General features: G+C 48.6%; 11 protein-coding genes. 4 read left to right on the forward strand and 7 right to left on the reverse strand.

Features of this window, described 5'->3' with window-relative positions:
• Positions 1-173: 173 nt before the first annotated feature.
• On the reverse strand, positions 174-2,579 hold the full coding sequence (locus ACZ5ZV_RS09490) for a ribonucleoside-diphosphate reductase subunit alpha (protein WP_464121200.1): 2,406 nt from the start codon (positions 2,577-2,579) through the stop codon (positions 174-176).
• A 490-nt stretch (positions 2,580-3,069) separates the two neighbouring features.
• Positions 3,070-4,077: a tRNA modification radical SAM protein MnmL/YtqA gene (mnmL, locus tag ACZ5ZV_RS09495; protein WP_464121202.1), complete on the reverse strand. Its 1,008-nt coding sequence runs from the start codon at positions 4,075-4,077 to the stop codon at positions 3,070-3,072.
• A gap of 39 nt (positions 4,078-4,116) precedes the next feature.
• Between mnmL and ACZ5ZV_RS09500 the strand changes: the two genes are divergently transcribed.
• Positions 4,117-4,872: an MnmC family methyltransferase gene (locus ACZ5ZV_RS09500; RefSeq protein WP_464121203.1), complete on the forward strand. Its 756-nt coding sequence runs from the start codon at positions 4,117-4,119 to the stop codon at positions 4,870-4,872.
• 64 nt (positions 4,873-4,936) lie between these two features.
• Positions 4,937-5,653: a substrate-binding periplasmic protein gene (locus ACZ5ZV_RS09505; protein ID WP_464121204.1), complete on the forward strand. Its 717-nt coding sequence runs from the start codon at positions 4,937-4,939 to the stop codon at positions 5,651-5,653.
• Position 5,654: 1 nt separating this feature from the next.
• Here the strand turns inward: ACZ5ZV_RS09505 and ACZ5ZV_RS09510 are convergent, their stop codons facing one another.
• Genes ACZ5ZV_RS09510 through ACZ5ZV_RS09520 form a run of 3 tightly spaced genes read right to left on the reverse strand, consistent with a single transcriptional unit; the run spans position 5,655 to position 9,726 of the window.
• The gene (locus tag ACZ5ZV_RS09510) at positions 5,655-7,640 is read right to left on the reverse strand and encodes a C45 family autoproteolytic acyltransferase/hydolase (RefSeq protein ID WP_464121205.1); all 1,986 of its coding nucleotides are present in this window, start codon (positions 7,638-7,640) and stop codon (positions 5,655-5,657) included.
• Entirely contained in the window at positions 7,637-8,209 is a 573-nt protein-coding gene (locus ACZ5ZV_RS09515; protein ID WP_464121206.1) for a LysE family transporter, read from the reverse strand. Before ACZ5ZV_RS09515 ends, ACZ5ZV_RS09510 begins: the two co-directional genes overlap by 4 nt.
• Positions 8,206-9,726 carry a GH3 family acyl-acid amido synthetase gene (locus ACZ5ZV_RS09520; protein WP_464121207.1) on the reverse strand — a complete coding sequence of 507 codons (1,521 nt, stop codon included), beginning with the start codon at positions 9,724-9,726 and terminating at the stop codon, positions 8,206-8,208. Before ACZ5ZV_RS09520 ends, ACZ5ZV_RS09515 begins: the two co-directional genes overlap by 4 nt.
• A gap of 143 nt (positions 9,727-9,869) precedes the next feature.
• On the opposite strand from ACZ5ZV_RS09520, the gene ACZ5ZV_RS09525 reads away from it, so the two are divergent.
• The gene (locus tag ACZ5ZV_RS09525) at positions 9,870-10,379 is read left to right on the forward strand and encodes a TetR/AcrR family transcriptional regulator (protein ID WP_464121208.1); all 510 of its coding nucleotides are present in this window, start codon (positions 9,870-9,872) and stop codon (positions 10,377-10,379) included.
• On the opposite strand, the gene ACZ5ZV_RS09530 is transcribed toward ACZ5ZV_RS09525, so the two are convergent.
• Positions 10,376-13,417, reverse strand: coding sequence for an outer membrane lipoprotein-sorting protein (locus ACZ5ZV_RS09530; RefSeq protein ID WP_464121209.1), 3,042 nt, complete (start codon positions 13,415-13,417; stop codon positions 10,376-10,378). The genes ACZ5ZV_RS09525 and ACZ5ZV_RS09530 overlap by 4 nt on opposite strands.
• Before the next feature lie 195 nt (positions 13,418-13,612).
• On the opposite strand from ACZ5ZV_RS09530, the gene ACZ5ZV_RS09535 reads away from it, so the two are divergent.
• Complete coding sequence (locus tag ACZ5ZV_RS09535) at positions 13,613-15,025, forward strand: hypothetical protein (protein WP_464121210.1); 1,413 nt, start codon at positions 13,613-13,615, stop codon at positions 15,023-15,025.
• Here the strand turns inward: ACZ5ZV_RS09535 and ACZ5ZV_RS09540 are convergent.
• Entirely contained in the window at positions 15,022-16,338 is a 1,317-nt protein-coding gene (locus tag ACZ5ZV_RS09540) for a hypothetical protein (protein WP_464121211.1), read from the reverse strand. The two genes, ACZ5ZV_RS09535 and ACZ5ZV_RS09540, sit on opposite strands and share 4 nt — an antisense overlap.
• Between the last annotated feature and the right edge of the window lie 17 nt (positions 16,339-16,355).

Raw genomic sequence — 16,355 nt, forward strand, 5'->3', positions numbered from 1 at the left:
GTACTACACGCTTAAAGCGCTGGTTCAGCTGCTGGGGCTTTGCCTCAGTCAGCACTCCGCGGCTACCGCCGCCAGTTCAGCTGCTGGGGTTTTACCCCAGTCAGCACTCCGCAGCTAATGCTGCTGGTTCAGAGGTCCGCGGGTGCGGACCTCTCTCCGCGGGTGAGCCGCGACTACTGACAAGCTTCGCAGGCTTCTGGATTTTCCAGGGAGCATGCGATCACTTCTGCGTCAGAGTAAGACTTCTTAGTTTCTTGAGCAGGAGCTGCATCCATCATGCTTTCAGAAGCATTTGGATTTGCAGAGTTGCTGGAAGCTTTCACTGTCGTTTTTGCGATTTTGGTCGCAGGACGAGAGCGAAGGTAATAAGTCGTCTTCACACCTTTTTTCCATGCATACATGTACATGGAGGAAAGTTTTCCGATGGTCGGGCTTTCCTGGAACAAGTTCAAGGATTGAGCCTGGTCGATGTAAGCGCCACGATCGGCAGCCATATCAACCAAAGACTTCATCGGGATTTCCCAAACAGTGCGGTACAATTCCTTGATTTGTGGAGGAATCATCGCCACGTCCTGAATGGAGCCGTCTTGCAACTTGATTTCGTTGCGAACGTCTTCGTTCCAGATGCCCATCGCTTTCAAGTCACTCACAAGGTACTTGTTGATCTGCATGAACTCTCCGGAAAGAGTCTCACGTTTGAACAAGTTGGAAACCTGTGGTTCGATCGCTTCGTAGCAACCCACGATAGACGCGATTGTTGCAGTTGGCGCAATCGCAATCATCAAAGAGTTTCTCAAGCCGTGCTTCTTGATTTTCTCTTTCAACTTCTCAAAACGTTCTGGTTGAGAAGGTGTCACACCCCAAAGGTCGTATTGCAACAAGCCTTTAGCGGCTTTGGTCTGCTCAAAAGCACCGTGAGGACCATGTTTTTCAGACAATTCGCAGGAAGTGACCAGCGCATTGTAGTAGATCTCTTCCTGAATTTTTGCAGAAAGATCACGGGCGGCAGCAGAATCGAACGGAAGTTTCATCAGGAAGAATGCATCCTGAAGACCCATCACGCCCAAGCCCACAGGACGCCATTTGTGGTTGGAGTCCTGAGCCGTCTGAATAGGGTAGAAGTTGATGTCAACTACGCGGTCCAGGTATTTCACAGCCGTGCGAACAGAACGAGCCAGTTTTTCGAAGTTGAACTGACCGTTTTCCACGTGGCGAGCCAGGTTCACAGAACCCAGGTTGCACACCGCAGTTTCTTTGTCAGAGGTCACTTCAAGGATCTCTGTGCACAGGTTGGAAAGGTGGATCACATTTCCAGCTTCGCCAGTCTGGTTGGCTTTCAGATTCGCGTGGTCTTTGAAAGTCATCCAGCCGTTACCAGTCTGAGCCAATGTTTTCATCATACGGCTGTAAAGGTCGCGAGCTTTGATTTGTTTGATGTAAAGTTTCTTTTCTTCCGCTTCTGCGTAAGCCTTTTCAAACTCTTCACCGTAAGTGTCCACGAAATGAGGAACCACTTTCGGGTCGAACAAAGACCACATCGCATCAGCTTCAACGCGCTTCATGAACAAGTCTGGAACCCAGTTTGCCAAGTTCAGGTTGTGCGCACGTTTTGCTTCGTCACCCGTGTTGTCGCGAAGTTCAAGGAACTCCTCGATGTCACCGTGCCAAGTTTCAAGATAAACGCAGGCTGCCCCTTTACGTTTACCACCCTGATTGACCGCCGCAACGGAGGAATCCATTGTTTTCAGCCAAGGGATGATACCGTTAGAGTGACCGTTTGTTCCTTTGATCAAAGAACCACGGGAACGAACGCGGGAGTAAGCCACACCGATACCGCCGGCGAATTTGGACAGAAGGGCGATGTCCGTGTATTTTTGGTAGATGGCAGACAAGTCATCGCTTGGAGAATCCAAAAGATAACAAGAAGACATCTGTGGACGCATAGTTCCGGAGTTGAACAAAGTCGGGGTGGACGGCATGTAATCGTGAGAGGAAATCAAACGATAGAATTCGATGGCTTCTTCCACAGATTGAGCCAGACCGCAGGCAACACGCATGAAGAAGTATTGAGGAGTCTCAAACACCTGACGAGTTGTTGGGTTTTTCAATAGATAACGATCGTAAACAGTTCTTAGACCAAAGTATTCGAAACGGTCTGTTCTGTAAGGTTCAATCGCCGCGCAAAGAGCTGCTTTGTTGGCTTCAACGAATTTGAAAGTGCTCTCAGCCAGAAGACCTGCCTGGAAGCCAAAGCTTACAGAGTCTGCGAAAGATTGAATCTTCTGAGAACGAACTTCTTCGTCAATATAAGTGGAAAGAAGGCGAGCTGCCAGACGGGAATACTCTGGATCTTCACCGATCAGCAAAGAAGCTGTCTGGATACAAAGATTATCAAGCTCTTTTGTAGAGGCGCCGTCATAAAGACCGCTGATGGCCTTAGTGGCAACACGCAAAGGATCTACCTGAGTCAACCCCTGGCAGTTCTTGGTTACGCGCTCAACGATTTTCGTTACGTCCACTGGCTCCAGTGTGCCATCGCGCTTTTTAACTCTCATGATGTGAGCTGTTGTTTCCAACATGGCTGTATCCCCTCTGCCCAGTTCCGTTTGGGCAAAAAAATCCCGCCCCAAAATCTTCACCCCTCGTAAAGACTTAGGTCTGGTTAGTGCATATATAAAGTTGTGTGGTAATTTAGTGAGAACGAAGTTGCTAATCCTTAGCTGTTTCCCTTAAATCCCCCTTAGCTGCCTTTCGGCTTGCCACTAGATCTAGTGGTCTCTAATTGGTGACATATCCATATGCCGGGTATCCATCTCAATTCCGATCTTGTAATTCTTTCGGGAAGGTTTCAAGCACATTTTTAAAAATAACGCCGATTTTTCTGTGACGTTGCCCATCAAATAAGCAGAAAAACACTTCCCCTTGACTCGATCTGTCTGCACTCAAAACTAGCAAGAGGATGTAATTCTACGTCGTAAAACTTTGGTCGAGGTTTAAAACCCATGTTTTGGGCCAATAAAGCTGAAATTTACCTGTACTGATCTTACAGAATCTTAAATTGCGCGGAAACTAAGCATGGACTGCGTCTGATCTTTGCGATTTTTCGAACAAACGCTTTTGCAAAAGGATTTCGGATTCGTTCGCCGGCTGGAAATTCTGAGACTGATAAGCACCGTGAGCGCGAAGGACGTCAATGATGTGCTGATGAGTGCCCATCTTGTTCTTCGTCCAATCAGGCGCGACCAGTTCATCCCAACGAGAAGAATAAGCCGCCAGACGGTGCAATGCCAAACGTGGGGAAAGGTGCTGCAGGAACAGTTCCACACGGCGAGTGTAGGTGTCCTTGTCGATCGGACTGAACTCGCCCTTGCGGTACATCTCCTCCAGGGGAGTGTTTTTTAGAACGTGCAGGTTGTGCAGCTTCACGTTTGTGATCGGCAGATCGTTGCAGATCTTTGCAGTCTCAATAATCTTTTCGTCGGTCTCTGTCGGGCTTCCGAAGATCAAGTGAATTCCCAGATCCACTTTCGTGCTTTCTGCAATCTTATGAATGGCGGCAATAGAATCTTCCGCAGAATGCCCGCGGCGCATGAATTCCAGTTGGTCGTTGAAGAAGCTCTGTACACCCAGTTCCACCGCCACAAAGGATTTTTCGTGATACTCCTGCCATAAATCCAAAACTGATTTGGAAAGACAGTCCGGGCGGGTGCCCACAGTGAAACCCTTCACCCAAGGGTATGACAGTGCCACATCAAAATTATGACGAAGGGCCGAGACTTTGGTGAAAGTGTTTGTGTAAGCCTGGAAATAGATCAGGAACGCTTTGGCGTTATATTTTCTGCTGATATGGCCATGGTATTTTTCGATTTGCTCACGAAGCTCCATTGAAAGGCTTTCGGCATTCGCGGCAGAGCCCCAGACGTCACAAAAGACGCAGGTTTGCATGCCCTTTAAGCCCCGTCGGTTCGGACAGTCGTCCACGACGGACACCGGCACCTTATAAACCTTTTCTCCAAAGAGTTTATTGTAGTGCTCACTGATAGTATGATAGGGAAGCCCTAACCAGCCTTTTTCCATAGGCACTTGTACAGTTTTCTTCTGCGGGAAGTCAATCAAATGAAGTCATGGGTCGATATTGGGTTTGAAATTGAAATAACGGGTGACGCAAGCCCGAGTTTGCGTCTGCTTCAGTCTGTGGATGCCAGTAAGGACCGGGGTGAATCCATGCACCACTCTGGCGGCGCTTGTGCAGAAACTCTGATGATCTATGGCGAGCCCATCGCACAGGTCGTGCGAAAGATTTCAAATCCTCACTTTTTGATTGTCGGTTTGGGTTTGGGATACATTGAATTGGTCATCGCCCGGGAAGCTCTTTTGGCGGGAAAAGAACCCGAGGATATCGGGTTGATCACCAGTTATGAAAGCGTGCCGGAGCTGCGCGAGTTTTTTTATCAGTGGCTTCATGATCAGGACCAGAGTCTTCATCCAGAAGTCAGGGCAACCTACGATCGGGTGCTGGAACATGTGATTCGCGAAACTGAACTATCGCCCGGAAAGCTTAAGTTTTTCTTGAAGAAACATTTTAAAAACCTTTCGGACATCCAGACCTCCTTGAATGCCGATGTTATTCTGCCATCAAAATACCACTGCATTCTTTATGATGCTTTTAGTTCGAAGACGTCTCCGCATTTGTGGGAAGAAGAGTTTTTGAATTACATCCTGAAAACAGGGACTTTTGAGCGATGTGTGGTTTCAACCTATGCCTGCAAGGGGACTTTAAAAAGAGCCCTTAAACAGCAGAATTTTGAAGTGATTCTGCGGGAAGGTTTCCAAGGTAAACGCAATTCCACGTTGGGCTTGAGAAACCTCTAAAATTTGTAACGATAGGAACGGGGAAACCCCTTGCTAAAAGTCATCAATAAATCTTTACTTAATTATGTCCTTACTTCGGAACGTGACGACACTTTTTATTTTTTGTCCTGTCGTGGCTTTGGCAAAACCCATCGTCTTGGCCACTTTTGCAATTCCTTTGATGGTGGAAAATCCTGACAAAGGGTTGTTCATTTCTCTCACTCGCGAAATCGCCAAACGCAACAACCGGACCGTCGACATCCTGGTTCTTCCCACCGGAAAAACCCTGTTGGCGTTCAGTAATGCGAAAGTGGATGGATTTTTTCCGGCTTTGGATGTGTATGTGCCCAAAGCTTCGGCTAAATCCACGCCGTTTTATCGCAAGGTGGACTATGCCTTCTTTCGCAAGGTGTCCCCTCTGCGCAGCATGAAGGATTTAGAGGGGAAAAAGGTCGGTCTGACGTTCCGCTATCCCTATGGAAAAGAATTGATCGCCAATAAGAAAATCAAATTTGAATATGCGGCGGATGATATCCAGAATATGCGCAAACTGGGGCAGGGGCAGATTGATGCTTTTGTGGTCGAGGAAAGATCCGGCCTCAGGGCTCTGCAGCTCAGTGGTGAGCGCGGTATTGATTTTGATAAAACGCAGCCCTTGTCAGAGCAGAATGTTTATTATGCGTTTCATGACAATGGCGAAGGTCGGAAGTTGGCAGAGATCTTTTCCAAAACCATCGAGGTCATGAAAAAAGACGGCAGCCTCGATCGGGTCCTGACCGAAGCCGCCCTCGCCCAGCCCTAGGTTACTCAACAGTTCCCAAGCGGATCTCGGCGTCAAGAACAACATAAAGCTGCATCTCTTCACCCAAGCTCCACTGCAAATCGTAGAGTTCACTTTGGCGCGGATATTTTTGTATTAAGGAATTCAGCAGCGTGCGTGCCTGACTGCGATAAAGCTGCTGTGCTGCGCGTGACTGACGAACTTGAGGTTTTAGAGTTTCAGCTCGGAATCTCCACAGATCCAACTGGAAGGACTCGTAAGGATGCAGGCCGTTCCCTAAGCGCTCTGCGATCTCAGAAAGCTTTTCCTGCGCGTCAGAGAGATCCTGGAAGGCGAGTTCGCGTTGTCCGGCCATAATATTTTTAGCTGCGCGCAAGACTTTAATCCTTGCCCACATGAACTCATACGGGAATTCATAGACATCATCCTGGGCCGCCGTCAAAGAAGCTGCTTCTAAAAGTCCCAGCGTGCGATCAAGCCCTACAATGGTTTTGTGATCCTGTTCGTTGCTTAAGTAAGCTTGAACATAATATTTCATAGAGTCATACCAGGCAGTTTTTTTCGCATCTTCCCAAGCCTTCGTGGTTCCCAGAATCTGCACGGGATCTTTTTGATCCGGACCCAGAAGTCGGAAGCCAACAAAATGGGACCGATTGGTGGGATAAGTTTCAGCGACACTCATCCACCATTCCTGACGACCGGGAAGCATCACGTGGGTGGCCGCGGTGTAGAGTTTGGTGGTGGTGCGTCCGAAGCTGCGCGGACCCACCAGTTCGTCGGTGTGACCACTGAGACGGTTGATAACCCACTGGGCATCAATGTGACCGAAATCTTCCGTCATCGTGCGCTCCACATGAGACAGGCGGGCACGGGTTTCCAGGGTTTTATTCAGGCTGTATTCATAGCCCTCTTCGCTGGTTTTGCCTCCCAGGAAGTGGTTGCTTTGCCCCAGGAATTTCTTTTGAGTCCGGCGAGCCACCACAACCGTGTCACCGCTCAGCTCAATAGAGGCAGACTCATCAGTCTTGGAATCCGAAATGAAGAAAGTCCAGGCGCCGAAGCCTTTGCGTGTTTGAATCATCGCAATAGCTTCATTCAAAGTGCGGGCTTTCATGAGGACTGAGTGCAGAAGGTAAGGTGCAATATCGGAAGAGCCACTTTCATAACTGATGCGAGTGCCTTCAGTCTGCAGTTCGTGCAGACTGACTGAAAGACCATAGTTATTAAAGCCACTGATACCGCCAGCGTAATGAAGTCCGGCAGAACCAATGCCCACGGATGTCATTCCGTTTTTCTGGCGATTGATCACAATGACCTGTTCGGGCTCATAGAAACCCAACAGTCCGGTGTCGAAGTTGCGACCATGAATAAGAGCTCCATCCCTGGAGCTGTTCGCAGATGCACTGATCCCTGTGCAACCCATTTTGAGGGCACGAAGACCCTGCGCCAGCTTTTTGAACGGCTTAGCCAGGGTGTTGCCAATAAAATAGGGCGCGCAGGAGGCAAAGACTTTTAAGGAGCCTTTGCGCGGGTTTGTGTCGAGCTGGCGTTGCATGGAATCAGCAAAGATGGAAAACTCCACCATGTAATTGCTTTCTTCAAAATGTTTCCAGTCCACGGGGCTTCCGGCAGCCTGAAGACCACGGTGCAGATTCTTTAAGCCGTCTTTAAATTCATTAGAAACGCTGGCGCGGTAATTGTTGATGACACACTTTCGGATCAATTCGATCTTTTCTCGGCTGGAGTTATCCAGATCCGAAAAAGCCCGTTCGGTTCGGACCTGGACGCCCTTAAGGACTCCGGATTCGATTTCTTTTCTCAGGAAATACCCGTGATAGTAAGCGGTTTCTGCAAAGCCACCCTGTAAATCCAGAACATGCACAGACTTGCTTGTTCCCGGAGCCTGACAGATAAAATGCTTTTGACCTTTAAGTTGATTCTTTAAAACACAATCAGCAAAGGCACCCGTCGGCAGGGAAAAGGCCAGAAGAAGAGCGATCTTTTTCATAAAATCTCCAACGAAAGATAAATTGAAAATCCCAGGAAACCGCAGGCTGCGACAATTTCAATTTTACGCAGGAGTTTCTTTAAGGGACCGTGAAGCTGTTTCAGTCCCCACAAAAGTCCCAGGAAGCTGAAAACAAAGGTCAGAACATAGACGCCGACACCCATCCACAGTGCCGCTGTCTTTTGTTCCGCCAGTTGCACGAACAGACCGGCATAGATTAAGACCAGATGAAAATTGCTTAAAGTCAGTAACAGACTTTTACTGAACCCCTGAGCTGGAACTTCCAGATTTTGGGGGGGTGTTTTGCTTGTCAGTACTTTTACTGAGTACAGCAGCAAAACCCCTGCCGTCAGAGCTGTCAGCAGATTCTTCAGCCAGATTTCATGCAGCAACGGGCTTTGCAACAAAGCCATCGCCAGAACGATATAGATCAGATCGCCCACCAGAAATCCCGCGATCGAGGACCACGGCCACTGGCGACGGGACACCAGACTGCGAATAATGCTGAAGCTGGCAGGTCCCAGGGCGAAGGCAGAAAGGAATCCGACGATGATCATCCAAAGAATCATTGAACAGCCCCGGCTTGTTCCAAATGAAGGCTCATAAAGTTCAGGTATTCTTCGGCCGTTTCAAACGTGGTTTTCATTTTGAACTGGCCACGGCCACGGTTCTTTTCGAAATATTTCTGCAGGTAATCCGCACTCATCAGGTGAACTTGGGCCGGACCCAAAACCCCCACTTCGCGGCAATCATGATAATCGCCGTTTTGTTTTTTCATTTCCTCGTCCAAAGCCTGTGCCAGAACTTCCGGATTCACCTCGGTTTTGGCAGGAACAAACAAAGTCCAAAGGTAAGAGGCCTTGCCATCTTTCATCTGCGGGGACAGGAAGAAGTGTCTGAGATCCACGTTAGTGGCATTTTTTGTGTTTAGATAACAGTCCAGGATCTCGTCATCGCTGACTTTTTCAGCTGCCAGATTCATTCCAGTGCTTTTGCGGCCGACAAATTCAAACACCAGATCGTCATTGTGACGTTCAAAACTGATCACGTCTTTCATGGAATAGTGGATCATGCCGTTGGGAGTCCCGATATTGATGTAATAAGGAACACCCATTTCAATTTCATGCAAACCCAGATTCTTTTTTGCGCCTTCCACCGGAGTGAAGGAATAAAGCAGATCCGGATTCAGGAAATATCGTTGGCGGCCATTTTGATATTTTTCATAAGGCAGACCGATGGCCGCTTCGGTCGCGGCATAAAGACCGTAGTAGTTCAGTTCGTGTCCCACCAGGCGGTCGATACGTTCCTTGTATTGTTTGATCGGAGTCGCAGCATAGACAAAGACCTTCAAATTCGGCCAGATCTCACGGATTGTCTTTTTACCGGTCTTCTGTAAAACCGCCTCGAAGATGCTGATAATATAAGTTGGGATTCCGCTCACCACCTGAATGTCCTGCTGGATGGATTCGGAAACCAGCATTTCAATCTTTTTGTCCCAGTTGGAAATAGCCAGAACCTCCCGGCAAGGGAAGGTGTTCTTGGCCAAAGCCTTTGGAACGCGGGTGCTCAGCATCCCGGAAATGTAACCAAATTTGAAGCCGTTTTGAGAATACAGATAAGGATCAGAACCGAAAGTCAAACGGCCGACTTTCAAGAAGTTGATTTCAGGTTCCAGCGTGCTCAGTTTGCTGGCCACACGCTTCTGGGATTTTACAAACATGCGGATCATGCGTTCATTATAAGGAACGCGTTTGGAGTCTTTACCGGACGTCCCAGAGGACAGGCCAAAGTATTCAACCTTGTCTTTGAAAAGAATGTCATTGTGGCCCGCCGCGATCATGTCAACATAAGGGGCGTATTCGTCATAATTATATACAGGGACATGGTTTACGAACTCTTCATAGGATTGGATGTGGGATAGGCGCAGATCTTTATAAAGGCGGGTGCCGACAAGTCCCCGTTTCAGGCTGGCGAAATTCTTCTCTTGCTTGGTGAGAAGGTCTTGATGTGTGACGGTCATTCTTTGACCGTAGGTCTTCAGATACTTTTGGCCCAGAGACTGAACAACATGATTTACTGCGAACATAAAAAACTCCTTCTTTGGAATGGGGGCAATTTATTTCGGTTTAAGGCGCTTGTCGCTTCCTCGCGTTGACAGGAATGGGCTAAATCTGTCGAATGTGAGGGCTTCCATTGACAGGTTTTGGTCTTTTTTGTCAAAATTACCAAATGGCAACTCAATCGAAGGAAGAAATCTATTTCGCTGTTTGTAATGCGATCCTGAAAATGGAGGTCGCCAAGGGGCATCTGGCATGGACTCTGTCGGACATTTCCCGAGAATCCAATGTCACCCGGTCCTTGATTTACTACTATTTTGGTAAAGAAAAGGAAGTGGTGCTGGAAGAGGCCTACAAGTTCGTTATTTCCCACGTCTTTAATATCGAACGTACAAAGTCGGTCGGCATTCGCGACCGCTTGCGTGCGATATTAAGAGACGTCAAGAACATGCCTTATCTGTTTGTTCTTTATTATCTGGAGAAAAATGCCGGGACCCGCTTCGGAAAAATGATTCATGAGGCGGAGGCGCTCTTATTGAAAGCCATGAAAAATGAGTTTCCGGATCTGCAGGAAAGGCAGCTTTTGGAGGTCTATTTGAAAGAACTCGGTGCGGTGGCCTTTCAGCTTCCGCCCGAGCAGGTGGATAACTTGTTTGAGGACTACATCAAAAAGCCGACTTAGTCTTCGGACAAGGCTTTGGGGGTAAAACGAGCGGCAGTCAGTCCCTGATCCAGCTTTACTTGAGAAAGCATGATGACGGTGCCGCGTTTGTTTTGCACGTTCTTGATGCTGATTTTGGAAGCCCGCATTTTTGTTCCGCCGACATTTTTGTATCCTGTAAAATCCAGGACCTTTAATAATTTTCCCTGTTTGTCGAAACATTCCACTTTCACCGGGACAAAGTCCGTGGCGGAAACATAGCTGACAATTTTTGAATAGTTGCTGGATGTGCTGGCGACGTCAGACTCGATCAAAAGATATTTCTTTCCTTTGATGTCGAGTTCCTTTTTTACAGCACTTTGGGCGCTTTGGTCGCGATTGAAATCAAAATCCTCGGTGCTGAGTTCGGACCCCAGGATGCCACCCTGACCGGATTCACCTGTCAGTCGGCGTGTTTGTTTGGTTGAAGGCAAATAGATCCACTTATCCTCTTGTTCACCTTTCAGGGTCGCCAGCAGGGCGGTGCCTTTCAGGTCCTGGGGCTTTTGCATGCGCACCAGCAGGTAGTGTTCTTTTTTTGCCGGACTCAAGCGCCAGATCTTCATTTCACGATCTTTGCTGGACCCATCTGCTTCGATGATTTTCATTTTCACCAAAAACTGTTCATCACGCGAACGCAGGCGTTGGCTCATGGATTCGCCGACTTTTTCTATGGTGGGCATCTGGGCCTGTGTGCGCGTCGGAGTCAGTGTGATCATGAGGGCAAAGAAGATCATTGCGACTGTTGCCATGGTTTTCTCCTTTTTCCAAGGTACCGGGGTCAAGAGCCAAGGGCAACTTTTCAGCATTGTCGGAAGAAGAATCAAATCGCCCACAAGTCCTGCGAGCATTGACAATAGCATGTAGAAGCCAAAGATTCGGTTCATGGCAAAATAAGATGCCAGGAAGACTGAAAAACCAGCCAGAAGGACCAGTGTTGAAATCAGACAAGGGTTGCCCTCGCGCCACAGGGTCTTTTCAATTTCCAGCTCTTTGCTTTTGGAGTTCTTCTGAAGGGCGCGCAGACGTTCCAGCAAATAAACAGTGTTGTTAAATGCCAGCCCCAGAGCGATTGAAAAGATGATCGCGATGCTGGGTTTGATAGGCGTTTCAGAGATCGCCAAAAAGCCCAAGAGGGCGGCTGGAGGAACCAGATTCGGAATGCAGGCCACCAAGGCCCAGCGCACCGAGCGAAAGACAAAAATAAGAACGACAGCAATCGCCAGCATCGAATGCCAGAAGCCAAAGATCAGTTGTCTGGAAAGATCGTTGTTCAAGTGGTGAATTGTGGATCCCATGCCTGTGACCTCAACCTGCATCTGGGGGAAGGTGGTGGTGGCCTTTTCCTTGATTGTCTGCACAAGCGATTGAAGTTGATTTGAAGGCAAGTCAAAGGTTCTTACCGAGATTCGGGTGTTGGATGAGTCCGTATTCAGGAAGTTTTTTAATGGACTGTCGCTGGACAGCGAGTACAGGAAGAAGATCTCCGCCGTTTGCGATCTGCTTGCTGGCAGACGTGTGTGGTGAATGTTGGCTGCAGCCACCAGATCAGGCAAGCCGACGGCACTGCCCACACCTTGTGTTTGACGGATGTCCTCTAGAAGCTGGTCCATCTTGGCCAGCAGAGCGGGGTCGTTCCACGAATCTGCAGGACCCTTGATTTCAATATCCAAGGGAATCATGCCCCCCAGTTCACGATCAATCGTTTCGGTGGAAAGTCGCACCTGATGATTCTTGGGAAGATCATCAAACAGACGGGCGGACCAGGACAGGCTTTGTCCTTTGATTGCCAGTGCGGAGCACACCAGAATAATTAAAAATGCCCAGATACCGGAGCGGCGGAAAAGATACAGGCCCCAACGCGCTTTGGCCCAGGCCCAGTCGCGGGCCTGCGGTCCGGGAAGGAAATAAAGCAAGGGGAACAAGGTCAGTGTTGTGACGATCCATCCGATCGCAATCGCACCCGCAGCGGTCAGTCCGTAATCCCGGATCAGGGGAACTTTTGTGGCTAGCAGACTGAGGAAGCCGATCATAGTGGTGGTGGAGGCGAAAAAGTTAGGCTCGAGCAATACCCTGAAGGTATAGACGACGCGTTCCTGATGACTGAGTTGCGGCTGATTTTTTTGTTCTTCTGAGTACCTAAGCAGGGTGTGAATGATCAAAGAGACCACATCCACAGTGGTCAGAATCGGTATCGTGGTGGATAGAACCGAAAATGGATAGCCGGCCAGCGCCATCACCGCAAGGACAATGATATTGGCGCAAACTATGACGATGAAAGATATAATCAGCGGTGACCAGTTGGCAAAGATCAGGCCCAAAACCAGAAAGCAGGACAGAAAGCCCAGAACCACAAAGTTACGAAGTTCTGTCTGGAGTAAAACCCCGACATCAGTCTGCACGGCGGGTGTGCCGCCGATCTCAACATGGGCAAAGGGGACTGCCGCCGCGGCGGTGACCTCCAGATTCTGGCGCAGAGCCAGCAGTTCCTGCGTGTGCAGAGGTTTGATGTTGACTATCACCGAGGCTGTTCTGGCGTCCTGTGAAATCAAGGTGGGTGAGATCAGGGGATTTTTAAGAGTTTCCTGGCGCCACTGATTTTCAGGTAGATTCTTCAGCAGGGGGCCGACACTAAGACCGTCGTTGTTGCTGATAGCCCCTTGTACTGTTGCCAGGCTGAGCGTGTTTTTCACGCCAGGAAAATTGACCAGAAGATTGGTCAGAGCCTCCAGACTGCGGATCTTTTCCTTATTAAACCATGTTTCGGAATCGGCCGTGATTCGAGCTGTGATAATGAAAGGCTGTGAATCAGACAGTTGGAAGAGTTGTTTGGTGTGATCATCTCTTTCCAGCAGGGGATTATCCTTGGGAAGAAATTGTTTTAAACTGTACTGCGTTTGTAAACGGGGAAGTGCGAACAGACCAAGGATGGTGACCAGAAAAACAAAAAGAAGAGTGGAAATGCAGAGAGTTTTGACGGAAAATTTGGAAAATAGTTTGGCGATTTTCATATTCTTCATTGGACTGTCTTCTTTCGATTCTGCTGGTAAAAGTTCCTTTAGATTTTTCTGTTGTAGCCGTAACTTAAGAACATGATGTCAGTCGAGATGAGGAAACGAAGTTCTATGATGACAAGAAAACTATCGGTCGCGCTACTCACATTCTTTACTACTATACCCGCATTTTCCGCTGCAGTTGTGGAATCAGAGTTTGAGTTGAAACTACCTAGACAGTTTCAACAAAGTTTGATTGAAGAAAAGTGGAAAAGCCTCATGACTGAAAAGTTTCAGGCGAAATGGCAATTTCCTGATCAGCATATTTTCAGTCAGGATATTCCAGTGGATATAAAAGGTCTTTCATTACAAATGAAAACCCAGTTGCAAAAGCCCGCCCTGGGCTCGGGACAGAGTACACTGACTCTGACCTCCAGGGATCTTTCTGCGCAGTTATATATTGCTGAGATCTCAGTGGATCATGTCATCGAAAGAAATGTGGGTGGTGTCATTGGCCGGTTCCGGGTTCAGGCTTCCTGCAAAGACATTGTGCTGAATTTAAGAAAGAATCAGGGTAAGTTTGAAATTAATCTTTCACCTCAGGTGTCCGGAACGCAGGCAGGTGCTTCGGTGAACGCAGTGGATCTGTCCTGGAGCCCCGGAAGTTGGGAGTACAGTAGTGAATTCCTGTGTCAGGGCGCTCAGGGATTTGATTCCATCTTAAGAGTCGAAGTCGATAAGATAGCTAATGATTCAGTCCGTTTTGTTGAGCCTCAGAGGGATCTGCTGAAGAAATATGTGCAGGACTATTTGCAGAATGTCGTGCTGGATTTCTCGTCGCCCCGCAAGCTGGTTGTGGCCCGACCTGATATTGATGTGACAATGAAGGTTCAGGAATTCACGGATCTGGGGGAAGACGGTTTGCGCGCCAAAGGTGTTCTTGAAATCACCTTTGCCCGGGCGGCAGAGACTCCACGCACAGTTTTGAAACTTAGTGGACCGTCAGAAAAGACAGCTTCGGAAATGGCGTCTTTGCGTCTTCCGAAAGATTTTATTAAAACAGTCCTGGCTCAGGCCTACCGTGCCAACACCTGGCTGCATCAGGTGAACTCCAGTCAGTTGCCCGGTTTTTCCACGGTGATGAATTCGCGCTTTGTGCAGTTCTTCGTGTGGCCGGCCTTGATGAATTTTTCCAAGTCTGCGAAGTTTCAGTTTGATGTTTATTCAAATAAAGATGTGAGCATCTCGGGGCAGCGTCTGCAATATCAGGTGAAGAATCAACTGTATGCCCGCATGCAGGCTCCTAAATCCGGAAAGTATGTTCCGTTCATGAATTTCTCTTTGCCCTTTACGTCTTTGATAGATGTGAAGGTGAGTGAGGGTGTAGCCCAGGCGAAGTTTGTGAATCCGAGTCTGGGGATGGTGGCGTCGTTTGATGATTCTTATGTGGCAAGATACCGTCCTTCAACCAGATTTTCGACTTCAACAATCCGAGATCGGATCGTCGGTGGTTTGTGGGGACAGACGGTTCGTATGACGATCCCAAAAATTCCTGTCGCTGAAGGCCTGGGGTTAAACGTAAAAAAACTGCTGACGACAGATTCTTCAGATCTGGTGTTGCAGCTGACGCCTTAAAAAGAGCGGCTCAGTGAAATTGAATACGAGCTGTTCTTGCCATACACTCCCAAAGGTGTATCGTCAGAGCCTTGGATAAAGCTTGCTGTGCCGCTAAGAACCCACGCGTCCAGGAAACGGCGACTCAGGCTGTATTCCTGATAAGTGCTTCCGTGAATGCTGTCGTAAAGTCCCAGGAAGTTGGCGCTCCAGACTTCTTTCCAGCTCAGGCGCCCGCCCGCCATATAGGCACTGCGGAAGATTTCAGAGACAGACAGATTTGAATCGTTCTTTTTTTCGGTGTTCAAAAAGGAATACTGGAGGATCGCAATCAGCATGCCGCTGTCACCGAAAGTAAAAGTTCTTTCCAGACCCAGGATATTTTCATTGGTCCATTTTTGCAGGTTGGGGTTGTCTTCCAGAGTTTCAGTATAGCTGCCGACTGCTTTAAACAAAAAATTCATCTGATTGCTGACAAAAGAGATTCCGCCCTGGCGAATGCGATAGTTATAGCTGTTCAAAGTCACGTCCGGGTCCACACGGATGACTGTTTTTGGTGACACCTGCACGATAGCGCCTGTGACTTCCGGGACAATCAGTGGGAAGCCTGCGGCGCCTTCATAGGCGCTGAGTGAAAAATCAATGAACTCGCCCCGACGTTGCAGGCGAAACGCATAGTTGTTTTCAGCTGAGGTTCCCAGGTTCTTGCGTGCGCGCGAGTGATAGCGAAGATTTTCCGGCAGCAAAAGGATCAGGTCATTGTCTGCGGTTTGTGGCAGGAAGATCTGACGTGGCAGCCAGCGGCTGTTATCGCCCGGTAAAAGAGAGCCTTGATTCAGCGGAATGAAAACCACTTCATAGTCCCAGCTTCCCAGGGTCTGAGAATAAACCAGCGACAAAAGCCCCAGCTTGCGACTGTGCAGGGGGTCGAAGTACTGTCTGGGATTAAGAATGTCCAGAGGGTTGTAACCATCCGTCACGCCCCAGGAAAAGATATTGTAGCCGGCTTGCAGGGATAAGTTTTCGCGCTGATAACGAACGAAGGTTTCGCCGGGATCAAAGAAGGTCTGTTCCTCGGTGGATTTGTTGTTGGGGTTGGCGATAAAAAGAGGTTTGAATGTGAAGCGGACCGAGTCCAGATATTTCCAGCGATAGATCGGGTTCAGTTCCAGTCGGTAAAGATCATCGTTGGTGTCTTCTCCGTAGGATTGCGGGAAATAGACGGCCTCGATCCTGCTGTCCAGATGCAGGCTCCACTCGGTCTTGCGAGCCGCAAAGGAGGTGGTCGCTGACAGCAGAAGTATTAAGGAAAGATAAAAGGCAAGAGATGGCATTCTTCATAGCACATCAC

Source organism: Bdellovibrio sp. HAGR004 (assembly GCF_055397015.1).

What these genes read in the sequence shown, in the direction of transcription:
- ACZ5ZV_RS09490 (WP_464121200.1), bottom strand. Translation starts at nt 2,579, where the DNA reads ATGTTGGAAACAACAGCTCACATCATGAGAGTTAAAAAGCGCGATGGC.
- mnmL (WP_464121202.1), bottom strand. Translation starts at nt 4,077, where the DNA reads ATGGAAAAAGGCTGGTTAGGGCTTCCCTATCATACTATCAGTGAGCAC.
- ACZ5ZV_RS09500 (WP_464121203.1), top strand. Translation starts at nt 4,117, where the DNA reads ATGAAGTCATGGGTCGATATTGGGTTTGAAATTGAAATAACGGGTGAC.
- ACZ5ZV_RS09505 (WP_464121204.1), top strand. Translation starts at nt 4,937, where the DNA reads ATGTCCTTACTTCGGAACGTGACGACACTTTTTATTTTTTGTCCTGTC.
- ACZ5ZV_RS09510 (WP_464121205.1), bottom strand. Translation starts at nt 7,640, where the DNA reads ATGAAAAAGATCGCTCTTCTTCTGGCCTTTTCCCTGCCGACGGGTGCC.
- ACZ5ZV_RS09515 (WP_464121206.1), bottom strand. Translation starts at nt 8,209, where the DNA reads ATGATTCTTTGGATGATCATCGTCGGATTCCTTTCTGCCTTCGCCCTG.
- ACZ5ZV_RS09520 (WP_464121207.1), bottom strand. Translation starts at nt 9,726, where the DNA reads ATGTTCGCAGTAAATCATGTTGTTCAGTCTCTGGGCCAAAAGTATCTG.
- ACZ5ZV_RS09525 (WP_464121208.1), top strand. Translation starts at nt 9,870, where the DNA reads ATGGCAACTCAATCGAAGGAAGAAATCTATTTCGCTGTTTGTAATGCG.
- ACZ5ZV_RS09530 (WP_464121209.1), bottom strand. Translation starts at nt 13,417, where the DNA reads ATGAAGAATATGAAAATCGCCAAACTATTTTCCAAATTTTCCGTCAAA.
- ACZ5ZV_RS09540 (WP_464121211.1), bottom strand. Translation starts at nt 16,338, where the DNA reads ATGCCATCTCTTGCCTTTTATCTTTCCTTAATACTTCTGCTGTCAGCG.